22 protein-coding genes are annotated in these 24,136 nt (G+C 67.1%); 10 read left to right on the top strand and 12 right to left on the bottom strand.

Going from position 1 to position 24,136, the window contains the following annotated elements; translation table 11 throughout:
• The first annotated feature begins 86 nt into the window (after window positions 1-86).
• The gene (locus tag K7W41_RS05915; RefSeq protein ID WP_224605677.1) at window positions 87-836 is read left to right on the top strand and encodes a MerR family transcriptional regulator; all 750 of its coding nucleotides are present in this window, start codon (window positions 87-89) and stop codon (window positions 834-836) included.
• A 222-nt stretch (window positions 837-1,058) separates the two neighbouring features.
• On the opposite strand, the gene K7W41_RS05920 is transcribed toward K7W41_RS05915, so the two are convergent.
• Window positions 1,059-2,021: a helix-turn-helix transcriptional regulator gene (locus K7W41_RS05920; RefSeq protein ID WP_224605679.1), complete on the bottom strand. Its 963-nt coding sequence runs from the start codon at window positions 2,019-2,021 to the stop codon at window positions 1,059-1,061.
• Between the two features lie 67 nt (window positions 2,022-2,088).
• Entirely contained in the window at window positions 2,089-2,868 is a 780-nt protein-coding gene (locus K7W41_RS05925; RefSeq protein ID WP_224605682.1) for a hypothetical protein, read from the bottom strand.
• Between the two features lie 1,363 nt (window positions 2,869-4,231).
• Between K7W41_RS05925 and K7W41_RS05930 the strand changes: the two genes are divergently transcribed.
• Entirely contained in the window at window positions 4,232-4,684 is a 453-nt protein-coding gene (locus K7W41_RS05930) for a peroxiredoxin family protein (protein WP_224605684.1), read from the top strand.
• Here K7W41_RS05930 and K7W41_RS05935 read toward each other — a convergent pair.
• Both K7W41_RS05935 and K7W41_RS05940 read right to left on the bottom strand, forming a co-directional pair.
• Window positions 4,681-5,847 (bottom strand): permease prefix domain 1-containing protein, encoded by a 1,167-nt coding sequence (locus K7W41_RS05935; RefSeq protein WP_224605685.1) that lies wholly within the window; start codon window positions 5,845-5,847, stop codon window positions 4,681-4,683. The genes K7W41_RS05930 and K7W41_RS05935 overlap by 4 nt on opposite strands.
• Window positions 5,844-6,173 (bottom strand): PadR family transcriptional regulator, encoded by a 330-nt coding sequence (locus K7W41_RS05940; RefSeq protein ID WP_224605687.1) that lies wholly within the window; start codon window positions 6,171-6,173, stop codon window positions 5,844-5,846. Before K7W41_RS05940 ends, K7W41_RS05935 begins: the two co-directional genes overlap by 4 nt.
• Window positions 6,174-6,365: 192 nt before the next feature.
• On the opposite strand from K7W41_RS05940, the gene K7W41_RS05945 reads away from it, so the two are divergent.
• On the top strand, window positions 6,366-7,040 hold the full coding sequence (locus tag K7W41_RS05945; protein WP_224605688.1) for a hypothetical protein: 675 nt from the start codon (window positions 6,366-6,368) through the stop codon (window positions 7,038-7,040).
• Window positions 7,041-7,353: 313 nt separating this feature from the next.
• Here the strand turns inward: K7W41_RS05945 and K7W41_RS05950 are convergent, their stop codons facing one another.
• A complete protein-coding gene (locus K7W41_RS05950) occupies window positions 7,354-7,830 on the bottom strand; it encodes a hypothetical protein (protein ID WP_224605690.1) in 477 nt (158 codons plus the stop codon).
• A 138-nt stretch (window positions 7,831-7,968) separates the two neighbouring features.
• On the bottom strand, window positions 7,969-9,108 hold the full coding sequence (locus K7W41_RS05955) for an NAD(P)/FAD-dependent oxidoreductase (RefSeq protein ID WP_224605692.1): 1,140 nt from the start codon (window positions 9,106-9,108) through the stop codon (window positions 7,969-7,971).
• A gap of 320 nt (window positions 9,109-9,428) precedes the next feature.
• Between K7W41_RS05955 and K7W41_RS05960 the strand changes: the two genes are divergently transcribed.
• Window positions 9,429-9,797, top strand: coding sequence for an MliC family protein (locus K7W41_RS05960; protein WP_224605693.1), 369 nt, complete (start codon window positions 9,429-9,431; stop codon window positions 9,795-9,797).
• Between the two features lie 20 nt (window positions 9,798-9,817).
• Here the strand turns inward: K7W41_RS05960 and K7W41_RS05965 are convergent, their stop codons facing one another.
• A complete protein-coding gene (locus K7W41_RS05965; protein WP_224605695.1) occupies window positions 9,818-10,621 on the bottom strand; it encodes a hypothetical protein in 804 nt (267 codons plus the stop codon).
• A gap of 82 nt (window positions 10,622-10,703) precedes the next feature.
• Here K7W41_RS05965 and K7W41_RS05970 point away from each other — a divergent pair, with 82 nt between their 5' ends.
• The gene (locus tag K7W41_RS05970; RefSeq protein ID WP_224605698.1) at window positions 10,704-13,832 is read left to right on the top strand and encodes a DEAD/DEAH box helicase; all 3,129 of its coding nucleotides are present in this window, start codon (window positions 10,704-10,706) and stop codon (window positions 13,830-13,832) included.
• Window positions 13,833-13,871: 39 nt separating this feature from the next.
• Here the strand turns inward: K7W41_RS05970 and K7W41_RS05975 are convergent, their stop codons facing one another.
• On the bottom strand, window positions 13,872-14,405 hold the full coding sequence (locus tag K7W41_RS05975; RefSeq protein WP_224605702.1) for a hypothetical protein: 534 nt from the start codon (window positions 14,403-14,405) through the stop codon (window positions 13,872-13,874).
• Between the two features lie 129 nt (window positions 14,406-14,534).
• On the opposite strand from K7W41_RS05975, the gene K7W41_RS05980 reads away from it, so the two are divergent.
• A complete protein-coding gene (locus K7W41_RS05980) occupies window positions 14,535-15,584 on the top strand; it encodes a hypothetical protein (protein ID WP_224605705.1) in 1,050 nt (349 codons plus the stop codon).
• 7 nt (window positions 15,585-15,591) lie between these two features.
• Here K7W41_RS05980 and K7W41_RS05985 read toward each other — a convergent pair whose 3' ends face one another.
• From K7W41_RS05985 to K7W41_RS05995, 3 genes are read right to left on the bottom strand one after another with little or no spacing between them, the layout of a single operon-like run.
• On the bottom strand, window positions 15,592-16,185 hold the full coding sequence (locus tag K7W41_RS05985) for a DUF305 domain-containing protein (protein ID WP_224605707.1): 594 nt from the start codon (window positions 16,183-16,185) through the stop codon (window positions 15,592-15,594).
• The gene (gene trhO, locus K7W41_RS05990; protein WP_224605710.1) at window positions 16,182-17,075 is read right to left on the bottom strand and encodes an oxygen-dependent tRNA uridine(34) hydroxylase TrhO; all 894 of its coding nucleotides are present in this window, start codon (window positions 17,073-17,075) and stop codon (window positions 16,182-16,184) included. Before trhO ends, K7W41_RS05985 begins: the two co-directional genes overlap by 4 nt.
• 35 nt (window positions 17,076-17,110) lie before the next feature.
• On the bottom strand, window positions 17,111-17,455 hold the full coding sequence (locus tag K7W41_RS05995; protein WP_224605713.1) for a hypothetical protein: 345 nt from the start codon (window positions 17,453-17,455) through the stop codon (window positions 17,111-17,113).
• Window positions 17,456-17,548: 93 nt separating this feature from the next.
• On the opposite strand from K7W41_RS05995, the gene K7W41_RS06000 reads away from it, so the two are divergent.
• The 4 genes from K7W41_RS06000 to K7W41_RS06015 all read left to right on the top strand — a co-directional run bounded on the left by K7W41_RS06000 (window position 17,549) and on the right by K7W41_RS06015 (window position 21,306).
• On the top strand, window positions 17,549-19,657 hold the full coding sequence (locus tag K7W41_RS06000; protein ID WP_224605716.1) for an ABC-F family ATP-binding cassette domain-containing protein: 2,109 nt from the start codon (window positions 17,549-17,551) through the stop codon (window positions 19,655-19,657).
• A gap of 150 nt (window positions 19,658-19,807) precedes the next feature.
• Window positions 19,808-20,263 (top strand): hypothetical protein, encoded by a 456-nt coding sequence (locus K7W41_RS06005; protein ID WP_221090641.1) that lies wholly within the window; start codon window positions 19,808-19,810, stop codon window positions 20,261-20,263.
• 153 nt (window positions 20,264-20,416) lie between these two features.
• Window positions 20,417-20,791, top strand: coding sequence for an ArsR/SmtB family transcription factor (locus K7W41_RS06010; protein WP_224605719.1), 375 nt, complete (start codon window positions 20,417-20,419; stop codon window positions 20,789-20,791).
• Window positions 20,788-21,306 (top strand): SRPBCC domain-containing protein, encoded by a 519-nt coding sequence (locus K7W41_RS06015; RefSeq protein ID WP_224605722.1) that lies wholly within the window; start codon window positions 20,788-20,790, stop codon window positions 21,304-21,306. Before K7W41_RS06010 ends, K7W41_RS06015 begins: the two co-directional genes overlap by 4 nt.
• A 137-nt stretch (window positions 21,307-21,443) precedes the next feature.
• Here K7W41_RS06015 and clpB read toward each other — a convergent pair whose 3' ends face one another.
• Window positions 21,444-24,002 carry an ATP-dependent chaperone ClpB gene (gene clpB / locus K7W41_RS06020; protein WP_224605725.1) on the bottom strand — a complete coding sequence of 853 codons (2,559 nt, stop codon included), beginning with the start codon at window positions 24,000-24,002 and terminating at the stop codon, window positions 21,444-21,446.
• Window positions 24,003-24,136: the final 134 nt, after the last annotated feature.

Here is a 24,136-nt window from a genome sequence, read left to right on the forward strand (position 1 = left end):
TTGACCCTCACGCGGCGTCAGGGCCTACGCTGCCCACAGAAAGGAGGTGAGGGCCACTGGACCCCACACAGAACCCCCGCTGGACCGTGGGCGAGGTTTCGGGGCTGACCCGCATCAGCGTGCGCACCCTGCACCACTACGACGAGATTGGGCTGCTGCGCCCCAGCGAGCGCAGCGAGGGCAATTACCGCCTGTACACCCCCGCCGATCTGGCCCGGCTGCGCGCCGCGCTGACCTACCGCCAGCTGGGCTTTCCCCTGGCCGAGGTCACGCGCCTGCTGGACGCCCCGCCCGCCGAGCAGCGCCGCGCGCTGGAAACGCAACTGCTGCTGCTGCAAGAAGGGCAGCGGCGCACCCAGGCCACCATTGACGCCGTTCAGGCGATGCTGAACGCACCAGGAGCACCCATGAGCAATGAAGACGTGAAGGCCGTGTTTGACGGCTTCGATCCCGAACAGTACGAACCCGAGGTCCAGGCCCGCTGGGGTGAGACTGACGCCTACCGTCAGAGCAAGGCCCGCACGGGCCGTTACACCAGGGCCGACTGGGAGGCGATCAAGGCCGAGATGCAGGGCATCCAGGGGCAGTACGTGGCCCTGATGGACGCGGGCGCGGCGCCCCACAGCCCGCAGGCGCAGGCGGTGGCCGCCCAGCACCACGCCCATATCCACAGTCGCTACTACGACGCCCCCCCCGCCATGATGCGCGGCCTGGCCCAGATGTGGGTGCAGGACGAGCGCTTCACCCGCACCATTGATCAGGCCCGCCCGGGGCTGGCCGCCTACCAGAGCGCGGCCGTGACCGCCTGGGCCGACGCCCAGGAGGCCCAGGACTAAAGCCAGTCAGGAAGGCCCGTACGGTATCCATCCGTGCGGGCCCCCTTGGCCTGACAGGTAGTCCCTCAGACGGAACGCAGGTGAGCCCAAGGCGAGGAGCGAGCGGACTCGCAGCCTCGGAGAGCTTCTGGCGAGCGAACACCAGAACAGACAGGACGACGGCGATAAGAAAGCAGAGTGACGCTCTTCCCACCCTGGCTGTTCCATCAGAGGGGTCCCTGATCAGGCAGCCCCAGCGTCGGCTGGCGGCGCGGCCTCGGCAGCGGCCAGCGCGGCGCGCAGCTCGGTCTGCCACTGCTCGCGCAGGGGCGCGGGGCCTAGCACCTGAACCCCAGCGCCCCAGCTCAGCAGCCAGGGCAGCACGCTGCGGCTGCCAGCTGGCGCCTGCAGGGTGACCTCCACGCTGCCGTCGGCATGGATAAGAGGCTCACTCAGATGGGCAAAGCGGCCTTCGAGCACCTGCAGACGGGCCCGCCCCACAAAACGCAGCTGCGCGGTGAGGCTTGGGCCCTGCGGCGTGGGCGGGGCCGGCACAGGCGCCGGAGTGGGGGCCCCCTCCAGCACCGTCACCCCCAGCATGCGGCCCAGGCGGAAGGTGCGCTGCGCGCGGCGCCCAGTGGTCTCGCGGCCCGTCAGCAGCGGCTCCAGCGTGACCGGGTGCGCGTGCACCAGCACGGGCTGCAGCGTCACGCGCCGCCGCGAGTGGGCGCGGCCCGGCCGCAGGTAGTCAAAGCGCAGGCCCCGGCCGTCCAGCCACGCCTGGGTGACCAGCGGCAGCACCTCGGCCAGGTGCAGGGGCTGCTGGGCGGGAACGGCCAGCGGGGGCAGCGCCGCCTGAACGTGGGCGGGCAGCGGGGCACTCAGGCGCGCGGCCAGCTCGCGCAGCGGCGCGGTGGGTTCGGCGCCGCGTTCGGCCAGGGCGCCCAGGCCCCGGCGCAGGGTCAGGCGCTCGGCGGCCGTCCAGTCCCCGGTGATCACGTACAGCGGCGGCGTGCCCGGCAGCACCTGCAAGGTCGGTTCCAGGGTCTGCAGCAGTCCTAGCTGGGCTTGCGTGGTCTCGGGCGATTGCCCGGTGGCAACGGCCAGGTCTTCAGCCGACCTGGGGGCCGTGCGCAGCAGCCGCGAAAGGCGGAACAGCTGCTCAGGAAGTGGAACTTCATCGTGTGGCTGGAGGGGCACCGACATGCCTCCACTGTGCGCAGCGGGTGTCCACGAAACGTCCGTGTTTTTGAGAAGCGATTCTCCTGTCGCTTTAGCTGAGTATCAGGCGCTCAGATCGCCACTCCAGCACCCAGGGGTCATAGCGCCCCTCGCAGAACAGGTCCTCGCGGCCTGGGGCTGGGTACTCCGGCTCCAGCCACACCGGTTCTTCGCTGAGGGCCAGCACGCCCCCCTGCACAGCCACCGATTCCGGCCAGCCCAGCACCTCGCGCAGTTCGGCCACAGCGGCGCTCAGGGCCTTGCGGCGGGCGTCTGGCGTGCGTCCGGGCAGGTCCAGGGCGTCCAGCGCCCGCTCGCGCGAGACCCGGCCGCCGTGCGTGACCAGCAGCGCCAGCAGTCCGGCGGCGGGGCGGGTGGAGCGCAGCGGCAATTCGATGTCGTACATCCAGAGCCGCACAGGGCCGGCCAGGCTGCAGCGCACGGTCCACGGCGGCGTGTCGATCACCACGCCGCGCAGGGTATACACCTCGGGGAAGAGGCGGCCCGTGCTACGGACATTTCGCATCAGGTTGACATTCACCTGATCCATGGACCGCTGCGCCCCTGCCGCGTTCCCGGCCCGGCGGTCCAGTTCAGCGCGCACCACATGCCAGCGCAGACGGTCAAGCTCATTGTGTATAGGCGCTTGTGCCAGCGCTTCCTCAGCGCCGGGCACGTCGCCGTTGAGCAGGCGCATGGCGGCCAGGATCGAGAGACATGGCTGAGGCTCTGTGGCTGCCTCGGCCACCTCGGCGGCCATCAGGGTGGCTTCTTCTAGCGCTTGTGCCCGCAGGCCCATCGCCGCCAGCGTCAACGCGATGGCGATCCGCATCTCGTAGTGTTGGCTGATGCTGGCGCTCTGGCCCAGCCCTTTCCTGAACTGATGGAGGGCACGCGGATAAGCGCCTAAGGCCCCAAAAACAGACCCCATCCCGACATAGATGATTCCGTCTGATCGGCGCTCTTTTTGACGCAAGGAAGCTTCTAGCGCGCGATCAAAGGCGTGGGCTGCGTCTTTATACTGTCCGGCGTGAAGGTCGATGTACGCGACGCGGTTCCAGATCTCGCTGATGCTGTAATGGTCACTGCGTAAATCCGGTAACGCTTTGATGTACTCCGATTTGGCGCGGCCAGGGAACTCACTCAGAGCACCTGCGTAGCGGCACCGCGCAATACCCCGGTCGCGTCCTGTCGCGCCTTCAATCGCGCGGTGGAAGGCGGCCTCCCAGTCCGGGTCCCGCCGCGCCCGCGCCGCGCCAGCGGCGAGTTGTAAAGCAATGGCGCGAAGCACGGGATCCTGACCAGAACACTCTGCTGCGGCCAGCTCGGCGGCACGTTGGGTCTCACTGCGCCGCCCGGCCAGGATGCCCAGGAAAAAGTCAACATGGACGTTGAGACCATTGGCCAGGGCTTCTTGAATCAGGTCCGAGTCAACCGCTCTGAGACCGACCCAGGCCAGAGCAAGTGGCCAGGTGCCCTGCTTCCTCCACGATTGTGGGACTTTAGCTAAAAACTTGCGTAGAACGAGAGGATCGTCCTGAGAGGTCACGGACCGCGATTGTTGAATCACGTGAATAGCCAGCAACTCCGTTTCTCCTCTCTCTAGCAGATCCTGAAGGTGCAAAAGGTCAGACGCTGGCACGCAGAAAGAATAAGGGCCTTCAATGCAGCGAATTCAAGCGAAGCAAGCAGAGTTAGGAAGGTTGCCAATCCCCTGTCCCATGGTCAGCGTCGAACGAAGGCAACATAAATCTTAGTGCTTGGAAAAAATACGTAAATAACATAATCACCTCTGCTGGTGGAGAGGCTGCCTACGGGTCAGGCAGAACAAGGGAGGTCGTCACGTCCGCATAGCGAGCGCCCTCGTCGGTTGCGACGATTCGGGCGTCAACGCACGCTGGAACGCTGGTTCTGGGTAGGGCCGTTTGGGAGAGTCAGGAAAGAGAGACCAACTCTGGCACGCGGCACAAGCCCGCCGATCCGTAGATAGCGGATATGTAGATTATAGAACAATGTCATCTATTACGCAAATGACAGAATTGGCTTAGAAAGCCGACTGTCCATCTGCACAGGGAGCTAAGCCGGAAGGGGCAAGTGGGGTTGATGCGAATCTGCGCCAGGTGGCTCAGCCCAAGATTGCGCCGGTTGGCGCAGTATTCATGTCTTCGTGACGTGGTGCGCGGTAGGGTTCGCGTATGGACTGGCCCGCTCCCCCCGACTTCGTACATGGCCACGCCGTGCCCCCACCGGCCGAGTGGCCCCAGCCGGGTCTCGTGATGACATTCAATTTGGAATGCCCGGGTTGTGTCTCACGGGGCATTCCCTTCCTGAAGCGGCTGCACGCCGAGTTTGGGGCGCAGGTGCAATTGCTGGCGGTGCACACCAGCTTCGGTCACCGCCTGCTGCCGCGCGAAGCGGTTGAGCCGACGCTGGTCAAATTCGCGCGGGATTTCGCCAAATTGCCCTTTCCAGTGGCCCTGGACCTCAGCGGCGACCTCGCCCGCGCGTGGCAGACCGAGGGCACGCCGCACTGGCTGGCCTTTGCGCCGGGGGGCGAATTGCGGCGCAGCGTGTACGGCAGCCAGGAAAACGCCCAGACCAGACTCCAGTACCTGCTGGAAGAATGGTCTGGGCGCCAGGGGGGTTAGCGGGCGCTGCTGGTCGCCTGCTTGGGCAGAAAGATGGCCGAGGGCAGCTCGTTCAGCGGCGTATTGCTGATCTGCACCAGCAGGGCATTAATCTGACCGCCGCTCGCGTAAGGACCCAACTGCGCCGGATCATTCACAAACCGTATGTTTTTAGCTTCGCTTTGTAGTCTGACGCTTCCCCCGGCCTGAACCTCGGCGGTGTCGGCCATGAAAGCGTTTCCGGCCCGCTTGGTTACGAGCATCACGACTTCGCCTTTGGGAAGGTCGGTTTGAACAACGTGGGCAGGCCCCTGCGGCGTTTCCCCTGGTGCCGCCGCGAACCACCCACCTGAAACTGTCCTGAGGGGTGTGGCGTCGTCCTGAGAAAGCAACCGGCTGACGAGGTGAAGCGCCAGCGGATTGTAAAAGGCCCGGCCCACGTTGGTGCCCGGCTGTCCCAGTTGCAGCTTGAGATTGCCAATCTGAACCTGCGGCGCTTTGAAGTCTTTGAGCGTCATTGGCAGAGGCGTCCTGAGGGTTCCAACGACGGTGGCCGCGGCGTAGTAAGGTGTGCCGTCCTTGGTGAACAAGGCATTGAGATCGCCGCCGTCTGTGGTGAGGCCAGGCAGGTCAATGGACAGGCGCGCACCTTGCAAGGTCGCCTTGCCACCCTGAGCGTTGATGGCTTGCTGCAGGTCAGTGCCGCTCAGAAACACGCCTTTGTAGGCGTTGGCGTCATTGAAGGTGTAGCACGTCACCCCACCCTGTTGGCTGACGATGGTGAGGCCGGTTGATGTGGGGACCGTCCCCCGAACACAGGAGGGTTTCACCGGCTGCTGGGTCAGAACGGGCAGCGTAAAGGTCATTTCGCGCCCACCCGCCAGGGCGTACAGTGTGGCGCTCAGGCCCAGGGCGGCGGTGGTGGCGGCAAGAAAGAGTTTAGGCATGGAATACACCTTGGCCATGCCCAGGGTCACGCGGCTGGGGGGGCCCAGTTCGCGCAGGGCCTGGGTCAGGGCGTCTTGAGGAGAAAGGCCAGAAAGCAGCAGGTGGTCGGTGCGGGTCAGGACGTGCTCTTCCAGTTCGTCCCACAGTTCCTGGCGGCGCTGTTCCGGCAGGCCCCAGGTGGCGCGGCGCAGGTAGGCGTCCAGGGCCGGGGCGCACGTATGTGCCGGGGCGGTCACGTACCGCTCCGGCCCAGGCGGGCCACCGCGTCGGTAAAGGCGCTGAATTCCTGGCGTTTGGCCTGCAGCACCTGCCGCCCCTGATCGGTGACCGCGTAATATTTGCGCGGTTTGCCGTTGCGGCCCACCTCGCCGGGCTGCGCCGCCAGCAGCCCCTCGGCCTCCAGGCGGTGCAGGGCCGGGTAGAGGCTTCCTTCCTTGAAATCAAAGTATCCCTGCGTGCGCTCCCGGGCCGCCTGGATAATGGCAAAGCCGTACAGAGGCTGGGGCTCCAGCAGGGTCAGCAGAATCAGGTCGAGGTTGCCGCGCAGCAGATCGGGGTTCATGGGGGCTCCAGGAAAAGGGGAGAATGGGGGGGGAGGGGTGGACGTTGACCGCGTGGCGTCCCGCACGGCTGCCGTCCCAACAAAGCCTTGTCTGTCTACATAGTCCGTCTGGGTAGGAGGATTGTCAAGCCCAGTCTGCCTATGGAGTGGATGGCGGATGTGTGGGCGGTTCAGCTGTGGCAGGCTGCACCCATGCTGCCCGCATTTTCTCTCGCGCCAGAGGCTTCTTTGTCGGCCTCGGCCTATAGGGCGTTCGAGGCGGCCTGGGCCGCCCGCGACCCGGACCTGCTGCCGGCCGGGGTCGCGCGCTGGCACTTCCTGCAGTGGCTGGCGGGCCAGGGTTTCCTGTTGCACGGGTCTGCGCAGGCGAACCTTACCCGCTTTGAGCCCCGAACGCCCCATGACCTCAGTGCCGATGACTTCAGCAAGCGTACAGGCGTGTTCGCGGCCTCGGATGGGTTGTGGGCCATGATGTACGCCCTGCGCGACCGGGTACGCACGGCGCGCATGCTGAATATGGCGGTGCAGGTGCGGCAGGAGGGGGGCTGGTCGCCCACCGGGTATTTTCTGTCGCTGGCGCCGCGCAGGCCGCTGCACCTCGGCGGGCCCGCGTTGCTGGTGCCCGGCTGGGTCTACGTGTTGCCCCGCACCGGCTTTGAGCCCATGCCGCCCTACGACTGGCCGGGCCTGGGGCGCGTGCGCGAACCCCACTGGGTCAGCGCGCAGGCTGCCGTGCCCCTGCTGCGGGTGCCAGTGGGCCCAGCGGACTTTCCCCTGCCAGTGCACACCCACGACGCCGCCACCGTGGACGCCCGCGCCCACGCCAACCCCTGGGGCTTTCCGTGGGGGGTAGGAGAGGGCACTTGAAGCGGCGGGTTGCTGGGCAGAGACGGTCAGGCCATGCGGGATCAGTCACGGGACTGACAGGAGAATGACACCCTTCCCTCTGACAGTGGCGGCTCATAAGCTTCCCTGCTCATGCCCACTGTGTCGGAGCCTTCCTAAGTTCACTTCGAGCAGATGCCATCAAGAGGATGTTGGGTCTCGACGCGCTCCTCTCGTGGGACTCGAAGAGCGGCGCCGCAACGAGGGGTGAGGGGGTCTTTTGTCAACCGCTCGGAGCGACTTGAGGGCCGCCCGGGGTTCGCCCCGGAGCAGCCCTCAAGTCAAGCCGATCCAGTTACGGGCTCGTTTCGTCCACGGTGGGGCCGCTGGCCTCGCCCGGCTCGGCGGGGGTCACCACGTCTGCCGGGTTCACCTCAAAGGTGCCGGCCTGCTCCGCCGCCGCTTCGGCGTCGCCCCGGTCCACATAGTCGTAGGTCTGGCCGCTGAGGCTGGTTACCACCAGCGTGTAGTCGCTGAGGCGCTGCGGGTCCAGGGTGATGCGGCTGGTTTTGACGGTGGACGTCAGCTCGGCACCCAGCGCGTAGTCGCCCAGCAGCGGCGAGGCGCAGGTCTGGCCGTTCAGCCCGGCGGGCAGGGCCTGCGTGGCGGAGACGGCGCGGGTCCGTTCCAAGGCTTCAATGCATTCGGTGCGGTAGTACAGGGCGTTGTCCTGCTTCAGTTTCTCGGCGCGGCGCGCGTTGTGGGCGTCGAACGTGCCCTGGCAGCTGCACAGTAGTGCGCTCAGGGCCAAAAGCATCCAGGGTCGGGACATGCCCCAAGTGTAGGCAGTGGCGCCCGGCGCTGGGACCGCAGATGCGCGCCGCTAGGCCACATGGCTCAGGCAGGGGAGAGGCGGCAGGACCAAAAAAACCCCCGCCAGAGGGCAGGGGTTTGGGGACGGGCACCCGTCTCAGTCAATGCTGGCGCGCCAGCGCCACTCGCTGGCCCGCTTCATGACGTGGGCAATACCGCCCGTGATGGCCAGCTTCTGGTTCCAGGGCAGCTTCATCCAGCCCACGGCCATCAGGCCGCCCAGGCTCACGAACTCGCCCAGGGTGGTGGGCTCGTAGGGTTCCAGCTCCTCGCCGCGCACCATGCGCAGGATGTTCTTGCCCGTCAGGCGGCCCTGCTGCCCGGCGTGCTGGGCGGTGGTGGGCACCGGCTTGCCGTCCTGGTTCAGCGCGAGGCCCATGTCGCCAATCACGAACACCTCGGGGTAGCCCTTGGCGCGCAACTTGTCGTCCACGGCGATGCGGCCACCGGGGCCTTTTTCCAGCTTGCTGCCACTCACGATGTCGCGCGCCTGAATTCCGCCGGTCCAGATGATCTTGCCGGCCTCGATGATCTTCTGCTCGCCGCTGGCGGTCTGCACGGTTACGGTGTCGGCGGTGGCCTGCATCAGGCGGTGGCCCACCAGGATGTGAATGCCGTACTCCTCCAGCGTCTTCTGCGCCTTGGCGCGCAGGCCTTCGTCCAGAATGGGCAGAATCTTGGGCCCGGCTTCCACGAGGTAGATGTTGAAGGGCGGCAGGCCGCGCTCCTTGCTGAGCAGCTGGGCGCGCTGGGCCAGTTCGGTCACCAGTTCCACGCCGGTCAGGCCAGCGCCGCCCACCACGATGTCGCGGTTGCCCTGGTAGTCGCTGGAAAACGCGCGGTTGACGAAGTTAAAGATCTCGTCGGCGTCGCTGAGCTGCTTGAGCTCGGCGGCGTTTTCCGCCAGGCCCGGAATGCGGTAGAAGTTCGTGACCGAACCCAGCGCCACCACCAGGGCGTCGTAGGTGAGCACGCGGCCGTCTTTCAGCTTGACCTCGCGGTCGTCGAGGTTCACGTGGTCCACCTGGGCCTGCTCCAGCGCCACGCCAGTGCCGCGCAGCAGGGGCGTCAGCGGCAGGGTCACGCGGGTGTTGTGGGCCGCCGCTTCGTGCAAGCGGGTCTCGAAGGTGTGGTAGGCATTTTGCTCCACCATCAGGGCTTCCAGGCCAGGGGTGGGCTTCAGTTTGGTGGCGACAGCCAGGCCGGCGTAACCAGCACCGAGGATGAGGGTCTTCATGTGTTTGCTCCTGTGAACGAATTCACGAGTTGTGTGGGCTTTCGTGCCCCTACAGGCTCGTAAACGCCGCTGGAAGCCACTGGCTTTCACACGGCAACAGTGTCCATGCTACACCAAATCGGTCATCTGCAGTGCGCCTGCCAGGGCTCTTGCCTATAGCAATGGTTCACCTCCTGCCCGGACCTGTCGGTGGGCCGCGCCACAGATGGCCACGCGCCGCGCGCCGGGCTGGCCAGCCATCATGGATTCACGCTACCACTGCGCGCGCGGCTCACGGCACCCTTGCCCAGCCTTCATGGGGGCCGGGTAGGGTGGCGGGCATGAAGTCTTTGCTGGCCCTCACTGCCCTCAGCCTGCTGACCCCTGCCCTGGCCGCCACGCCGCCCGTGCAGGTGACCTACCGCGTGCTGCACTACACCTGCGACGGCGGCAAGAACCTCAGCGTGTCGTATGTGAACTTTGGCGATCAGCCCATGTTCGCCGTGCTGGACTGGAATGGCGCGCGCTACGGCTTGGCGCAGGCCCTCAGCGCCAGCGGGGCGCGCTACGCCAGCTTAAATGGTCCGGCCGGGGCGCGCGGCGGTTTGCAGTGGTGGGAGCACCAGGGCCAGGCCACCCTCAGCACCTTTACCGGCAACAGCACCGTCAATACCAAGACCCTGCTGACCGGCTGCAAGACCCCGCGCTAGGGCGCGCGCCCCAGCCGGGCCTAGCGGTACGTCAGCTCGCGCAGGATCACCGTCAAAGCTCCGTAGTACCGCAGCGGGTCGTAGGCCGCCTGGGCTGAGGTGTAGAGCTGATAGCGGTCAAAGTCGGAGAGCAGGAACCAGTTGCCCCTGGCGTCCACGCCGGGCCTGATGGCCTTGGGCGCGCCACCGGCAGGGGAGATCTGCAGCACATCGCCAAACGCATCGTAGGTGCGGCGCTCAGTCGCCCCACCGCCGAACGTGACCACCGCGCTGCGGCCTTTCCACCCCCACGCGTAGCGCGATGACTGGCGGCCCCGCTCGCCACTGATCTCCCGGGTCAGCAGGCGGCCCTGGGCGTCGCAGGTCTGAACCATTTTGATCTGCAACCGCAAATTCTCGGCTTGGCGCAGGCACAGGCCGTCAAAGGCGTAGCGCTCGTACACCTTGGTGCCGTCCAGCACCAGCACGGTGTTGCCCGCCACCCGCACGGTGCGCACCGTTGTGTCTCCCACCACGGTGATGGTCATGCGGGCACTCTGGCCATCCGGGGCCACCTCAATGACCTTCGTGGCGAAAGGCTGCGTCTCCGGGTCAGAAACGCCAGCCTCTCTGCTGTAGCGTAGGCTCAGGCGCTCGACTGGGCCGCGGTATCCGAGCACCTCGCCCAGCAGGGTGCGCTGCGTGTCCTGCGCTGGGGCGTAGGCCGGGGACCAGGGCATCAGCGGCCTCTTGATCAGCACAAAGGCGCCTGCCAGCAGCAGCAGCCCCATCAGCAGCTTCTTCACCAGGGGCCCATTCGCCCGGACAGAATTGTTGCTTTTCATCCAATTGAGTGTACCTGGGCCCGGCCTTCCGTAAGTCTTTTGGCTCGCCTTCGGCTGGCGCCCACCCGCGTACAATCCCCCCGTGACTGTCGCTGCACCCAATCTGGCCAAACTGCTGCCCGCCGCCCCGCCTGGAAACTTGCTGCTGTTGCCGCAGGTGGCCCGCGCGGCGCTGTTCGCGGCGTTTCCGGGCCCGACGGTGCTGCTGACCACCCCCGACCGCCTGGGCAGCTACGCTGCGGCAGGCGTGCTGGGCGCCCCGGTCACCGTGAACCCCGGCCTGCGCGACTGGGACGCCCGCCACGACCATGTGGTGCTGGACGTGAACACGGCGCTGGACCTGTTTCCCTCGCGCCCCGAGGACCACGCCCTGACCCTGAAAGTGGGCAGCAGCTACCCGCGCGAAAGCCTGCTGGACCGCCTGGAGCGCCTGGGCTACGAACGCGGCGAGGAACCCGGCTTTGAAATCAAGGGCGACACGCTGGAACTGCGTCTGGCCGCAGGCTCTGGCCTGCCCGCCGAGGCCGAGGAGGGCCTGTGGGTGCGCGCCGAATTCTTTGGCGACGAACTGGACACCCTGCGGCTGATGAAGCGCGGCGAACTGACCGGCGAAAAAGCCCAGAGCTTCACCCTGGAACCCACCGCCGATTACCTGACCGAAGTGAAGTGGGACGCCACCCGCCTGGAACTGCTGCCTGGTCGCGTGTTTCTGGACTCGCCGGAGTTCTACGCGTCCGCGCTGGGCGTGCTGACCGATACCCTGTGGCCGAAACTGGCCGGGCGCGAGGTCACCAGCTTTGGCCGCTCGCCGCTGGACCTGCCGGACCTCGACACGGGCCTGCTGACCCTGCCGTTCTACCGCGCCCGCCTGAAGGACCTGGAGCGCGACGTGGACGAGTGGCGTGCGGCGGGCTACCGCGTGCTCATTCTGGTGCGCCACGACCGCACCGCCTCCTACCTGGCTGACAAGCTGCTGAACACGCACGAGATTCCCTGGCTGAAGATTGCGCGCGTGGCCGAAGGCGGCCTGGGCTTCCTGCGCGCCGGGGGCGAGGGCGGCTTTGTGATCCCCGAGCACAAGACGGTGGTGCTCACCGAGGACCTCATTTACGGGTTCCAGGGCGGCAGCGCGCTGCGCGGCAAGCGCCTCAGCGGCAAACCAGTTACCGATGCGCTGGGCCTCCATGTGGGCGACTACCTGATTCACCCCGAACACGGCATTGGGCAGTTCGAGGGCCTGGAGACGCGCAAGGTGCTGGGCGTCACGCGCGATTACCTGAACCTCGCCTACCGGGGCGGCGCCCGCCTCAGTGTGCCCATTGAGCAGCTGCCCGTGCTGCGCCGCCACCCTGGCACCACCGACGACCCGCCCACCCTGAGTTCCTTTGACAAGAAAGACTGGGCCAGGGCCAAGGAAAAGGCCCGCAAGAACGCCGAGGAGGTGGCGGCCAAGCTGCTGGTGCAGTACGCCGCGCGGCAGGTCACGCCCGGCAACGCCTTCCCGCCGCAGCCCGAATGGGACGAGCAGGTGGAAGCGAACTTCAAGTTCGAGCTGACCGCTGACCAGAAAACCGCGCTGAAAGAGACCATGCGCGATCTGGAGAAGCCCAACCCCGCCGACCGCCTGATTTCCGGCGACGTGGGCTTCGGCAAGACCGAGGTGGCCCTGCGCGCCGCCCACCGCGTGGTGGGGCACGGCAAACAGGTGGCGGTGCTGGTGCCCACGACCCTGCTGGCCGAGCAGCACACCTCCACCTTCGTGGAGCGCTTTAAGGGCCTGCCGGTGCGGGTGGAGGGCCTGTCTCGCTTTACCACGCCCCAGCAGGCGCGGAGCATCCTGGCGGACACCGCCCAGGGCAAGGTGGACATCCTGATCGGCACCCACCGCCTGCTGAGCGGCGACGTGCAATTCCGCGACCTGGGCCTGATCATCGTGGACGAGGAACACCGCTTTGGCGTGGGCCAGAAGGAGAAACTGCGCGCCCTGCGCGGCCTGCCGGAAACCACCAGGGACGGCAAGATCGAGATTCCCGAGGACGTGAAGGCCGTGGACACCCTGGCCCTGTCCGCTACGCCCATTCCGCGCACCCTGTACATGAGCATGGTGGGCCTGCGCGACATGAGCTCTATCCAGACGCCGCCCAAGGGCCGCAAACCCATTCAGACGGTGCTGGCGCCCTTTGACCCGATTACGGTGCGCGACGCGATCCTCAGCGAGATTGAGCGCGGCGGCAAGGTCTTTTACATCCACGACCGCATTGCCAGCATTGGCGCGCGCAGCCTGTATCTGCGCAACCTCGTGCCCGAAGCGCGCATTGGCGTGGCGCACGGGCGCATGAACGAGGAAGAACTCGAAGAGATCATGCTGGGCTTTGAGCAGGGCGCTTTTGACGTGTTGCTGGCCACGACCATCGTGGAAACCGGCCTGGACATTCCTGAGGCCAACACGATTCTGATTGAGCGCAGTGACCGCCTGGGCCTGGCCCAGCTGTACCAGCTGCGTGGCCGGGTGGGCCGCCGCGCCCAGACCGCGTACGCCTACCTGTTCTACCCGCCCCGCATGACCGAAAATGCCCAGCGCCGCCTGTGGGCCATTGCCGACCTGCAAGACCTGGGCAGCGGCCACCTGCTGGCCGAAAAGGACATGGAAATTCGCGGGGTGGGCAACATTCTGGGCGAGGAGCAGCACGGGCACGTGCAGGCGGTGTCCATTGACGTGTACACCGAACTGCTGGCCGAAGCGGTGGCGAAACTGAAGGGCGAGAAGATGGAAGCCCCCGTCAACATTGCCATTGACCTGCCGATAGACGCCCGCCTGAGCCCCGAGTACTTCGACGGCGACGAGGAGGCGCGCATTGCCACCTACGGCCGCCTCAGCGAGAGCCGCACCCTCCAGGCCATTTCCCGCGTGGAGCGCGACCTGCGCAAGAAGTACGGCCCGCCCAGCCCCGAGGTGCAGAACTTTATTGACCTCGCCAAGTTGAGGCTAACGGCCGCCGCCAAGCGCGTGCTCACCATTGGCGAAACCATGACGCACCTGCAGGTCACGTTTGCTTACAAAAGCCTGGATTACGACGCGCCCGGCTTGAGGCGCTACCCGCACAAGACCGAGGTGCAGACCTTCCCGCCCAGCGTGAAGCTGGAAAAGCGGGGCATCAAGCCGGACGATTACGCGAGAACCTTGATTGACCTGCTGGGCTACTTTGGCTAAAAAAAGCCCGCACAGGGCGGGCCGGGAACAGCAGGGGCTTTACTTTGTGGGCGTCAGGGTGGCGGTGCAGACGTAGTTCTGACCTTGAAGCTGGCAGTTGCTCAGACTCAGGGAAAAGCCGGTGATCCCAGCGGCGCTGGGCAAGGTGGCTGGCGTGGTTGGGCGGCCTGACTCGGCGCGGATGGCAATGTTCTCAAAGCGCTTCTCGTCAATTTCCATGGCGCGGAAACTGGCCGTGGTGCTGGGGATGTTGAAGTAGGCCTGAACCTTCACGGGGACGCCCGCAAAGATTTCCTGGGTGCTGCTCATGTAGTTGTCGAATTTCCCGTCAACAAACGCGACCTTGTCGGCAATCTGGGCGGTCCCATCCGGCTTGAAGACTTTGAAGTCCCTGACATACCAGGTCATCCTGGCTGTCTGCTTTTGCGTCAGCGTGAAGTTGAAGTCGCAGTACACGCCGTCCTGTTTGCCGACGCAGCCGGTGAGCTGCAGTTTCCCCAGTTCGGTGTCCCAGGTCTGCGCCCCCGCCACACCTGAGAGACCAATCGCTGCGAGTACGAACATTCTTTTCATGGCCTTTCCTCCTGCCCATGTGGGCCAGGCGACCATAGCGACTGCCCGGGGCGTTGTCGTCCGCATCTGACCAGCCGTGTAGGCACAAGTTGTTCCCTGGCCCGGGGGCTGGCGCCTTAAACTCCTTGCATGACCACCGTGCCTCCGAGCCTGCCGGTGACGGCAGCGGCCCCTGTCTCTGCCGTCTACCGCGCCACCACGCGGCAGAACCTGCTGACCATTCTGCTGGGGTGGTGGCTGCTGGGCGGCGTGTTCACCGACGGCTGGGCCCACAACCAGTTCGGGGAATCGCTGGAAACCTTCTTCACGCCCTGGCACGCGGCGTTTTACAGCGGCTTTGCGGCGGTGGCAGGCTGGTGCCTGTGGCTGGCCTCGCGGGGGTGGCGCCAGGGACGCCGGGGGCTGGCAGCCTTTCCCGAGGGTTACCATCTGGCCGCGCTGGGCGTGCCCATCTTCGCGCTGGGCGGCGTGGGCGACCTGACCTGGCACACCGTCTTGGGCATTGAGGTGGGGATTGAGGCGCTGCTGTCGCCCACCCACCTGCTGCTCTTTCTGGGGGCCATGCTGATCGTGGCCTCGCCCCTGAACGCGGCGTGGCGCTCGCCGGCGGGCCGCACGGCAGCGGGTGGGGTGCGCTGGGTGGCGGCACTCTCGGCCACGTCGCTGCTGGCCATGACCGCCTTTATGCACATGTACATGTGGGGCCTGCTGACGGTGCCGCAGGGCCTGGGGTACGTGCAGACCCGGGGCGAACTCAGCGCGGTGCTGCTGACAGCCGTCATCATGGCCGCGCCCGTGCTGCTCGTGCTGCGGCGCTTTGCCCTGCCGTTTGGCGCCGTGGCGGTCATGTACGGCCTGACCAACCTGGGCATGAGCATCATGCTCACCCCCGGTTCGTGGCGTATGCCGCTGCTGGCCCTGGGCTGCGGGCTGTTGATTGACGTGCTGCACGCCCTGCTGCGCCCGTCCGCCGCGCGGGTGTGGGCGCTGCGGGCCTTTGCCTTTCTGCTGCCGTTTGTTGTGTGGGGGCCGTACCTGGGCGACGGCGTGCGCCAGGGGGCCAGCAACCTGAGCCTGGAACTGTGGCTGGGCGTGGCGGTCATGGCGGGACTGGGCGGCGTGGCCCTGAGCGCGCTGATCTTCCCCGCGCCGTTGCCACCCGAGGCGGCGGAGGGCTAAGCAGCCTTCAGTGCTGATGCCCCGGTGCAGCCTGCGCTGGGGCCATGTTCTGGACCTCGCCCCTTGCCCGGAGCAGGCTCTGCATCGTGGCGATCTCGCCCTGCTGCGTGGCCACCACCTGCCGGGCCAGTCGGCGCACGTTCGGCTGCGGGCTGTTCTGGAGGGGCCGGCTCATGGCAATGGCGCCCTGGTGGTGGCGGATCATCAGCCGCAGGAACGAGACTTCGGCCTGGGGCAGCGGGAGGGAAGACAGCGCCTCAATGTCGTCCACCGAGGCCATGCCCATGCCGCGCGCCTGCGCTGGGGTGGGGCGCGGCCGGGGGGAGAAGCCCCAGCCCGCCAGCCACGCCCGCATCTGGCGCAGCTGTTCTTCCTGCCCCAGCGTGATATCCAGCGCCACCGAGCGGAGCGAACGGTCCCCCGAACGCCTCAGCATGGGCGCGCTCAGCCCCAGCGCCTGCTCGTGGTGGACAATCATGTGGCGCACGAACTGGGCTTCCGCGCTGTCGGTGGTGGGCGCGGCGGGTCGGGGCTGGGTCAGCAGCAGGCCGCCGCCCCCCAGCAGCAGCGCCAGCAGGCCAGCCGCTGCGCGCCGCCTCATGTGGCCTGCGCGTCGTACAGGCGCTGGCGGTCGCGGAAGGCGGCTTTCTGGGTGGCGGTGGTCTGGTCAAAGCAGTGCTGGCAACTCACGCCTTCCTCGTACTGGGCATGTGCGCGTTCCTCGGGGGTCAGGGGCCAGCCGCAGGAATGGCACATGGTGGTGTCGCCTTCCTTCAGGCCGTGGCCCACCGTCACGCGGCCGTCAAACACGAAGCACTCGCCCAGCCAGCGGCTCTGGTCCTCTGGCACGTCTTCCAGGTATTTCAGGATGCCGCCCTGCAGGTGAAACACGTCGCTGTAGCCGCGCGCCCGCAGCAGGCTGGTGCTTTTCTCGCAGCGAATGCCGCCCGTGCAGAACATCGCCACGCGTTTGCCCGCCAGCTCGTGCGCGTGGGCGTCCAGCCACGCCGGGAACTCACGGAAAGAGTCCAGCTCGGGGTTCACGGCCCCTTCAAAGGTGCCGGCCTTCACCTCGTAGCGGTTGCGGGTGTCAATCACCACCACGTCCGGCGCGGCAATCAGGGCGTTCCAGTCCTGGGGCGCCACGTACTGCCCGGCCTGCGAGGTGGGCTCCACCGGCACGCCCATCGTTACGATTTCCGCTTTCAGGCGCACCTTGAACCGCTTAAAGGGCCGCTCGGTGGCCTGGGATTCCTTGTCTTCCAGCCGGTCAAACCCCTCGGCGTGCAAAAAGGCGCGCAGGCGGTCAATACCCCCCCGCGTGCCCGCCACCGTGCCGTTCAGGCCCTCGTGGGCCACGATCAGGGTGCCGCACAGCCCTGCTTCCTGGCCCAGCGCCAGCAGCCGCTCCTGCAGCGCGGCCGGGTCGGGCACGGTGCGGAACTGGTACAGGGCGGCAACAATAAAGGGCGGGGCGGACACAGCAGACATCTGGCCCAGGATAGCGGAGGTGGCTTCCCCCGCCCTTACTGCTGCGCGGCGTACTCCATATAGGCGTTGACCTGAGGTGTGAAAAAGAGGGCCAGGGCCAGCAGAAAGGAAAAGGCGCCCCACGCTGGCGCGCCGCTGAGCGCCTGTTCCACCGCCCCGGTGCTCCAGAGCAGGCACAGCTCAATGCGGGCCCAGAGTTTGCCCCGGTACACGGGCCAGATGAGCAGCGTGCTCAGGCCGAACAGACCGGCACTGACGAAATCGGGTTGACCCAGAGTCATGCCCTGGACCACATTGAAGGCCAACGCGGCCAGCTGCAGCACCAGCAGCAGCAGGGTCAGGCGCCACCCCAGCAGGATAGTGGCGGCGTCACTGTTCACCGCTTCACTCTAGGCCCTTCGCCAGAAGGCCGCTGCCGCATCTGCGCGTTTCGGCGCATTTGCGTCTTGCGCGGCTCTGTTAGCCTGACCGGCGTGCCCACGCTGCTCACCGCGTCCACCCTCACCCTGCGCTACGGCGAACGGGCCGTGCTGGACGGCGTATCGCTGAGCGTGGCAGACGGCGAGCGGCTGGCCCTGCTGGGGCGCAACGGGGCCGGGAAAACCACGCTGCTGCGCGTGCTGACCGGCGAACTGGTGCCCGAAGAAGGCGAGGTGTGGCAGGGGGAAGGGCTGCGGCTGGCGGTGCTGGCCCAGCACCATATCCACCCCAGCGGCCTGACCGTGCGGGCGCTGCTGGAGGCCGCGCACCCGTACCGCGACCTGGAAACCGAAGCCCTGGCCCTGGAAGCGAACCTGGGCGACCCCGAGACGCTCGCCGCCTGGAGCGCGCTGCACGCCCGCCTGCAGGCCGCCGACGCCTACCGCTGGCCGGCGCGGGCCGCCCGCGTGCTGGGGATGCTGGACCTCACGCGCTTTCTGGGGCGCGAGGCCGCCACGCTGTCGGGCGGGGAAAAAACGCGGCTGGCGCTGGCCCTGGCCCTGGCCAGCGAGCCCGACCTGCTGCTGCTGGACGAACCCACCAACCACCTCGACATCCGCATGCGCGAGTGGCTGGAGGGGTACTTGCGCGACTTCCGGGGCGGCGTGGTGCTCACCAGCCACGACCGCGATTTTCTGGACGCCGTGGCCACCCGCAGTCTGTGGCTGGAAGGCGGCGAAGGTGTGGGCTACCCCGGCGGCTACTCCCGCGCCCGCGCCCAGCGCGAACTTGAACGGCGCACCCAGAGCCGCGCAGCCCGGCTGGGCGAGCAGGAAGCCGCGCGGCTGGCGGGCAGTGTGGACACCCTGGACCGCTGGGGCCGCCGCTCGCGCGCCCTGAAAACCCGCGCCGAACGGGTGGCCGTGCCCGAAGCCCCGCTGCCCGAACGCCAGATTCGCATGCGGCTGCTCTCGGGCACCGCCCGCGCGCCGCTGGTGGCCTGGGGACAGCACCTGTCCAAGACCTATGGCGAGCGCGCCGTGCTGCAAGGCGCTGCCTTTCGCCTGCGTCAGGGCGACCGCGTGGCCCTGATGGGCGCCAACGGCACCGGCAAGACCACCCTGATGCGCCTGCTCTCGGGTGAACTGCACCCCGACCCGCCGACACCTGACCCCCTGACCGGCGAGCGCGGCCCCGAACCGCTGCTGCGCGTGGCAAATGGCGTGACGGTCGCCAGCCTGGACCAGACGTGGCATGGCCTGACCCCCGGTGAGGGCCTGCACGCGCAGTTCGAGCGCCGCTTTGGCCGGCAGGCGAACGCCCTGCTGGGCCGCGCGGGCTTTGGGGCGGCCGACTGGCCCAAACGCCCTGAAGAACTCTCGGGCGGTGAGCGGGCGCGCGCGGGGCTGGCGCTGGTGAGCGGTCTGCGCGCCGACCTCCTGCTGCTGGATGAACCCACCAACCACCTGGACGTGGAGGCCCTGCAGGCCCTGGAAGGCGCGGTGCAGGGCTACGGCGGCGCCGTGGTGATCGTCACCCACGACCGCCGCTTTGCCCGCGAGGTCGCCACCCGCCTGTGGCTGATCGAGGACGGAACGCTGCGCGAGGTGGGCGGCTGGGGCAGCCGCGAGTATCTGGACCCGGCCGCCACCCTGCAGGGCGACCCACCGCCCTCTCCACCGCCGCCCACGCCCCGCCAGCGCCTGCCGGCCCTGGAAGCGCAACTGAGCACCATCCGCGCCGAACTGGACCGTCCCCCCGGCACCCTGACCGGCCGCGAGGAAGCCCGTCTGCGCGCCCAGGCCCACGCGCTGCAGCAGACGCTGTATGGCCTGTATGCCCAGGTCTGGGAAGCCCCCCAGTACGACGCCCAGGTGCGCGAGCCCCCGCTGACCGTGCGGGCGCAGCGCTTTGGTGAGGAGGGCGGCATGTTCTGGGCCGCCCACAACGAGGGCTGCGCGCACCTCGCCTGGGACGGCTACACGCTGCGCTGGAACGGCGAGCCGCCCGCGTGGTACGGCGCCGCGCTGCTGGGCGGGACGCTGCGCATTCTGTTTGAGCACTGGAACGTGGGCCGCGTGGAACTGGGCGACGACGGTCTGCGGCTGACCCGCCGCGCGTATTTCGAGCGGCTGGGGTTGGTCCCGGTGCGCCGCCTTTGAGTGCCCTTGCCGCTCAGCTTCAGGTGAAGCGGGCGAAGCCAGAAATCGAAAAAAGGACGTCCCCCTGAGAAGGGAAGCCGTTCGGCGCCCTTCTGCCTGTTCGGAAGGGCAAGGGCGACGTCCTAAGCTCTCTCCGCTATACTTCCGCGCATGGAAGATCTCATCAAGGGCCGCCTCGGCGGAGCGGATGGCTACAGCATCCGCTGCGCCATTGACGGCGACACCATCAAGGGCCGCGCGGGCGGCAAGCTGCACGGCAAGGACATTGCGCTGGAAATCACCGAGCGCGGCGTGCAGGGCACCGTGGGCAGCGAGAGCGTGAAAATTGAGCTGGAAGACGGCGAACTGCGCGGCAACGTGGGCAGCCAGAAGCTGACCCTGCGCGGCGTGGACCGCGTGACCGGCTTCATGGGCGAGCCCATCGTGGGCTGGAACGTGGTGGCGCAGCAGAGCGGCGAGAAGCTGGTGGGCCAGTTGGGCAGCACCGTCCTGGGCCGCCCCTTCGAGCTGGACCTGGGCAGCGCCCCCGGCTGGGTGGGCACCCTGGTCGCTGTGGTGGCCTTTTACGCCCTGGAACCCCGCGCCAACGTGAGCGTCAGCCGCTAAGACGCATTGTTGTTGGGCCGCCCGCTTCGGCTGGGCGGCTTTTTTTGGGTTGAGAAGGTGGAGACAGGGCAGGGGAGAGCGCTCATCCATATGCTTATATATGCCTTGACAGGAATATTCCGAACATGGCATACTTGATTCAGCAGAAAGGAGGTGAGTTCAATCAAGGTCAGTCCGCATACCTTTCAGGCCCTCGCTGATCCGCACCGGCTGCAGATGGTGGAACTGCTCCGGCATGCCCCGCTGACCGTGGGCGAACTGGCCGGGCGCCTTGGCCTGCGGCAACCCCAGGCGTCCAAGCATTTAAAGGTGCTGAGCGACGCCGGACTGGTGGAACTGCGCCCACAGGCCAACCGCCGCATCTGTCATCTGCGCCCCGAACCGTTTCAGGCCCTGGACAACTGGCTGGGCACGTTCCAGCAGCTCTGGGAAGAGCGCTTTGACCGACTGGACGCCTACCTTCAGCAGCTGCAGGCCCCGCCCGCCGATTCGCCCGCCCCCCCAGACCCCACAGGAGAGACCCCATGACCAGCGCTGCCCCCACCCTGACCCACCGAATTGAACAAGACAAGGAACTCGTGCTGGAGCGCACCTTCCAGGCGCCGCGTGAGCTGGTCTTCCAGGCCTTCACCACGCCCGAGCACCTGCGCCAGTGGTGGGGTCCGCGCGGCTGGACCCTCATTCACAACGACCTGGACCTGCGCCCCGGGGGCCGCTGGCACTACTGCATGAAGTGCGAGGACCCTGCGCAGGGCGACTTCTACGGCATGGAATCCTGGGGGCTGGCCGTTTACGACGAGATCCGCGCGCCCGAAGAGTTGGTCTACACCGACTACTTCTCGGACGCCGAGGGCACCATCAACGACGCCCTGCCCGCCACCCGCAGCGTGGTGACTTTTGAAGACCTGGGCGGCGCCACCCGCGTGGTCAGCCGCTCTACCTACGCCACCCCCGAAGCCCTGAAGGCCGTGCTGGACATGGGCATGCTCCAGGGCATCTCGGAGACCTGGGACCGCCTGGCCGAGCACCTGCAGGCCCAGTAACCGCAGGCCAACCAGAAGCGCGCTGCCTCCAAAGCCTGGAGGCAGCGCGCTTTATGTTTGGCTGGTCTTCATGAACGGCTGCCGCTCATCCCCACAAAGGGACTCAAGCCATCAGCCATCAGCCATCGGCCATCCGCCTAATTCAGGGCGCCGGTCTGGAAGGTAAAGGCACTGCCGTCCCAGTCCACCGTCAGGCTGCTGCTGTCCGGCACGTGGCCCTGCAGAATCTCGCGTGCCAGCGGGGTTTCGATCTCGCGGCTGATCGCGCGGCGCAGGGGCCGGGCGCCAAAGGCCGGGTCGTAGCCCACCTCGGCCAGGCGGTCCTTGGCGGCGGGGGTCAGGTGCAGGCTGATGCGGCGGTCGGCGAGGCGCTTGACCAGACCGCGCATCTGAATGTCCACGATCTTGTGCAGGTCAGCGGCCGTCAGCGCGTCGAACACGATGATGTCGTCCACGCGGTTCAGGAACTCGGGGCGGAAGTGGCCCTGCAACTCGCCCATCACGGCGTCGCGGATGGCCGCCGAAGCCTCGCCCCGGTGCTGCATTTCCAGAATCAGGGGGCTGCCGATGTTGCTGGTCAGGATAATCAGCGTGTTGCGGAAGTCCACGGTGCGGCCCTGGCCGTCGGTCAGGCGGCCGTCGTCCAGCACCTGCAGCAGCACGTTGAACACGTCCGGGTGCGCTTTTTCAATCTCGTCGAACAGCAGCACGGCGTAGGGGCGGCGGCGCACAGCCTCGGTCAGCTGGCCGCCTTCCTCAAAGCCCACGTAGCCGGGAGGGGCCCCGATCAGGCGCGCCACCGTGTGCTTTTCCATGTACTCGGACATGTCAATGCGCACCATCGCGTCCTGGCTGTCGAACAGGAACTCGGCCAGAGCCTTGGCCAGCTCGGTCTTGCCCACGCCCGTGGGCCCCAGGAACATGAAGCTGCCCAGCGGTCGGTTGGGGTCCGAGAGGCCCGCGCGGCTGCGGCGAATCGCGTCGGCCACGCTGACAATCGCGCGGTCCTGGCCGATCACGCGCTGGTGCAGCTGCTCTTCAAGCTTCAGCAGCTTCTCGCGCTCGCCTTCCATCAGCTTGTTCACGGGAATGCCGGTCCAGCGGCTCACCACGGAAGCAATGTCCTCTTCGGTCACCTGGGTGTGCGCGAACTCAGCGCCCTTGAGCTTCCCCTCCAGGTCGTGCACTTCCTTTTCCAGCTGGGGCAGCTTGCCGTATTCCAGCTCGGCGGCGCGCTGCAGGTCATAGTCGCGCTTGGCCTTTTCAATGTCGGTGCGCACCTGATCCAGGGCCTCACGCTTCTCGCGCAGGGCCGCGACCTCCTGTCGCTCGCCTTCCCAGCGGGCGCGCACCTCGCCCAGCTCGTCGGTGATGCCCTTCAGGGCCCCCTCAATGTCCAGCAGGCGGTTCTGGCTGTCCTGGTCTTTTTCGCGCTTCAGGGCCTCGCGCTCGATTTCCAGTTGCAGCTTGCGGCGCTCCAGCTGGTCAATGCGCTCGGGGCTGCTTTCCAGCGCCATGCGCAGGCGGGCCGCCGACTCGTCAATCAGGTCAATCGCCTTGTCGGGCAGCTGCCGGTCGGTGATGTAGCGGTGCGAGAGGCTGGCCGCCGCCACCAGCGCGGGATCGGTGATTTCCACGTTGTGGTGCACCTGATACCGCTCCTTGATGCCGCGCAGGATGGAAATGGTGTCTTCCACACTGGGCTCGTCCACAAACACCGGCTGGAAACGGCGCTCCAGGGCCGGGTCCTTCTCGATCTCGCGGTATTCGCTCAGCGTCGTGGCGCCGATCAGGTGCAGCTCGCCGCGCGCCAGGGCGGGCTTGAGCATGTTCCCGGCGTCGGGGCTGCCTTCGGTCTTGCCCGCGCCCACAATGGTGTGGATCTCGTCCACGAACAGGATGATCTCGCCCTCAGAGGCGATCACCTCGTCAATCACGCCTTTCAGGCGCTCCTCGAACTCGCCCCGGAACTTGGCGCCGGCCAGCAGGCTGCCCATTTCCAGGCTCACGATGCGCTTGTTCTTCAGGCCGTCGGGCACGTCGCCCTTCACGATACGGATGGCCAGCCCCTCGGCAATGGCGGTTTTCCCCACGCCGGGCTCGCCGATCAGTACGGGGTTGTTCTTGGTGCGGCGCAGCAGAATCTGCATGGCGCGGCGAATTTCCTCGTCGCGGCCAATCACGGGGTCAAATTTGCCGTCCCTGGCGCGCCCGGTCAGGTCGGTGCCGTACTTTGCCAGGGCGTCGAATTGCTGTTCACTGGTCTTGTTGGTCACGGTTTTTCCTTTGCGCTGCTCGGTCACAGCGCGGTTCAGGTCGGTTTCTGCCGGCAGGCCCTTGCCCCGGTACTCGCCGCGCAGGGCCAGCAGCAGGGTGTCGGCGGCCACAAAGGCGTCGCCCATCTGGCCCGCCAGCGTGTCGGCCTTGCCAAAGGCGCGGGCCAGTGCGGGGTCCAGGTACAGGTTCTCGCCGCCGCCCTGCACGCGCGGCAGTTTGGCCAGTTCGGCGTCCAGGGCCTCGCGGATAGCGCTCAGATGGCCGCCCGCCAGCGTCAGAGCGCGGGCAGCGGTGTCGTTGTCGGTCAGGGCGCGCAGCAGGTGCGCGGGGGTGAGGTTCTGGTGCTGGCTGTTCTGGGCCAGTTGCTGCGCGGCCTGAAGGGCCTGCAGGCTGGCTTCGGTGAAACGTTCGGGATTCAAAGGGGAACCTCCGGGAAAGGTAGGTGGTGGGTCAACTGTCCCCTATTCTGAAACTTGAGTGCATCTGTGTCAAGTTTATTGCGGCTTCAAGAACGTGGCTGAGGTTGCAAGGCCAGGGGTGTGCCCGGCCCCCA

The sequence above is a fragment of the Deinococcus multiflagellatus genome, from assembly GCF_020166415.1.
GTDB lineage: Bacteria > Deinococcota > Deinococci > Deinococcales > Deinococcaceae > Deinococcus > Deinococcus multiflagellatus.

Coding starts and splice junctions, on each gene's coding strand:
- K7W41_RS05980 (WP_224605705.1), top strand. CDS start 14,535: ATGACCACCGTGCCTCCGAGCCTGCCGGTGACGGCAGCGGCCCCTGTC.
- K7W41_RS05925 (WP_224605682.1), bottom strand. CDS start 2,868: ATGCGGATCGCCATCGCGTTGACGCTGGCGGCGATGGGCCTGCGGGCA.
- K7W41_RS05920 (WP_224605679.1), bottom strand. CDS start 2,021: ATGTCGGTGCCCCTCCAGCCACACGATGAAGTTCCACTTCCTGAGCAG.
- K7W41_RS06015 (WP_224605722.1), top strand. CDS start 20,788: ATGACCAGCGCTGCCCCCACCCTGACCCACCGAATTGAACAAGACAAG.
- K7W41_RS05985 (WP_224605707.1), bottom strand. CDS start 16,185: ATGAGGCGGCGCGCAGCGGCTGGCCTGCTGGCGCTGCTGCTGGGGGGC.
- K7W41_RS05965 (WP_224605695.1), bottom strand. CDS start 10,621: ATGAAAAGCAACAATTCTGTCCGGGCGAATGGGCCCCTGGTGAAGAAG.
- K7W41_RS05950 (WP_224605690.1), bottom strand. CDS start 7,830: ATGTCCCGACCCTGGATGCTTTTGGCCCTGAGCGCACTACTGTGCAGC.
- K7W41_RS06005 (WP_221090641.1), top strand. CDS start 19,808: ATGGAAGATCTCATCAAGGGCCGCCTCGGCGGAGCGGATGGCTACAGC.
- K7W41_RS05945 (WP_224605688.1), top strand. CDS start 6,366: ATGCTGCCCGCATTTTCTCTCGCGCCAGAGGCTTCTTTGTCGGCCTCG.
- K7W41_RS05930 (WP_224605684.1), top strand. CDS start 4,232: ATGGACTGGCCCGCTCCCCCCGACTTCGTACATGGCCACGCCGTGCCC.
- K7W41_RS05940 (WP_224605687.1), bottom strand. CDS start 6,173: ATGAACCCCGATCTGCTGCGCGGCAACCTCGACCTGATTCTGCTGACC.
- K7W41_RS05955 (WP_224605692.1), bottom strand. CDS start 9,108: ATGAAGACCCTCATCCTCGGTGCTGGTTACGCCGGCCTGGCTGTCGCC.
- K7W41_RS05975 (WP_224605702.1), bottom strand. CDS start 14,405: ATGAAAAGAATGTTCGTACTCGCAGCGATTGGTCTCTCAGGTGTGGCG.
- trhO (WP_224605710.1), bottom strand. CDS start 17,075: ATGTCTGCTGTGTCCGCCCCGCCCTTTATTGTTGCCGCCCTGTACCAG.
- K7W41_RS05960 (WP_224605693.1), top strand. CDS start 9,429: ATGAAGTCTTTGCTGGCCCTCACTGCCCTCAGCCTGCTGACCCCTGCC.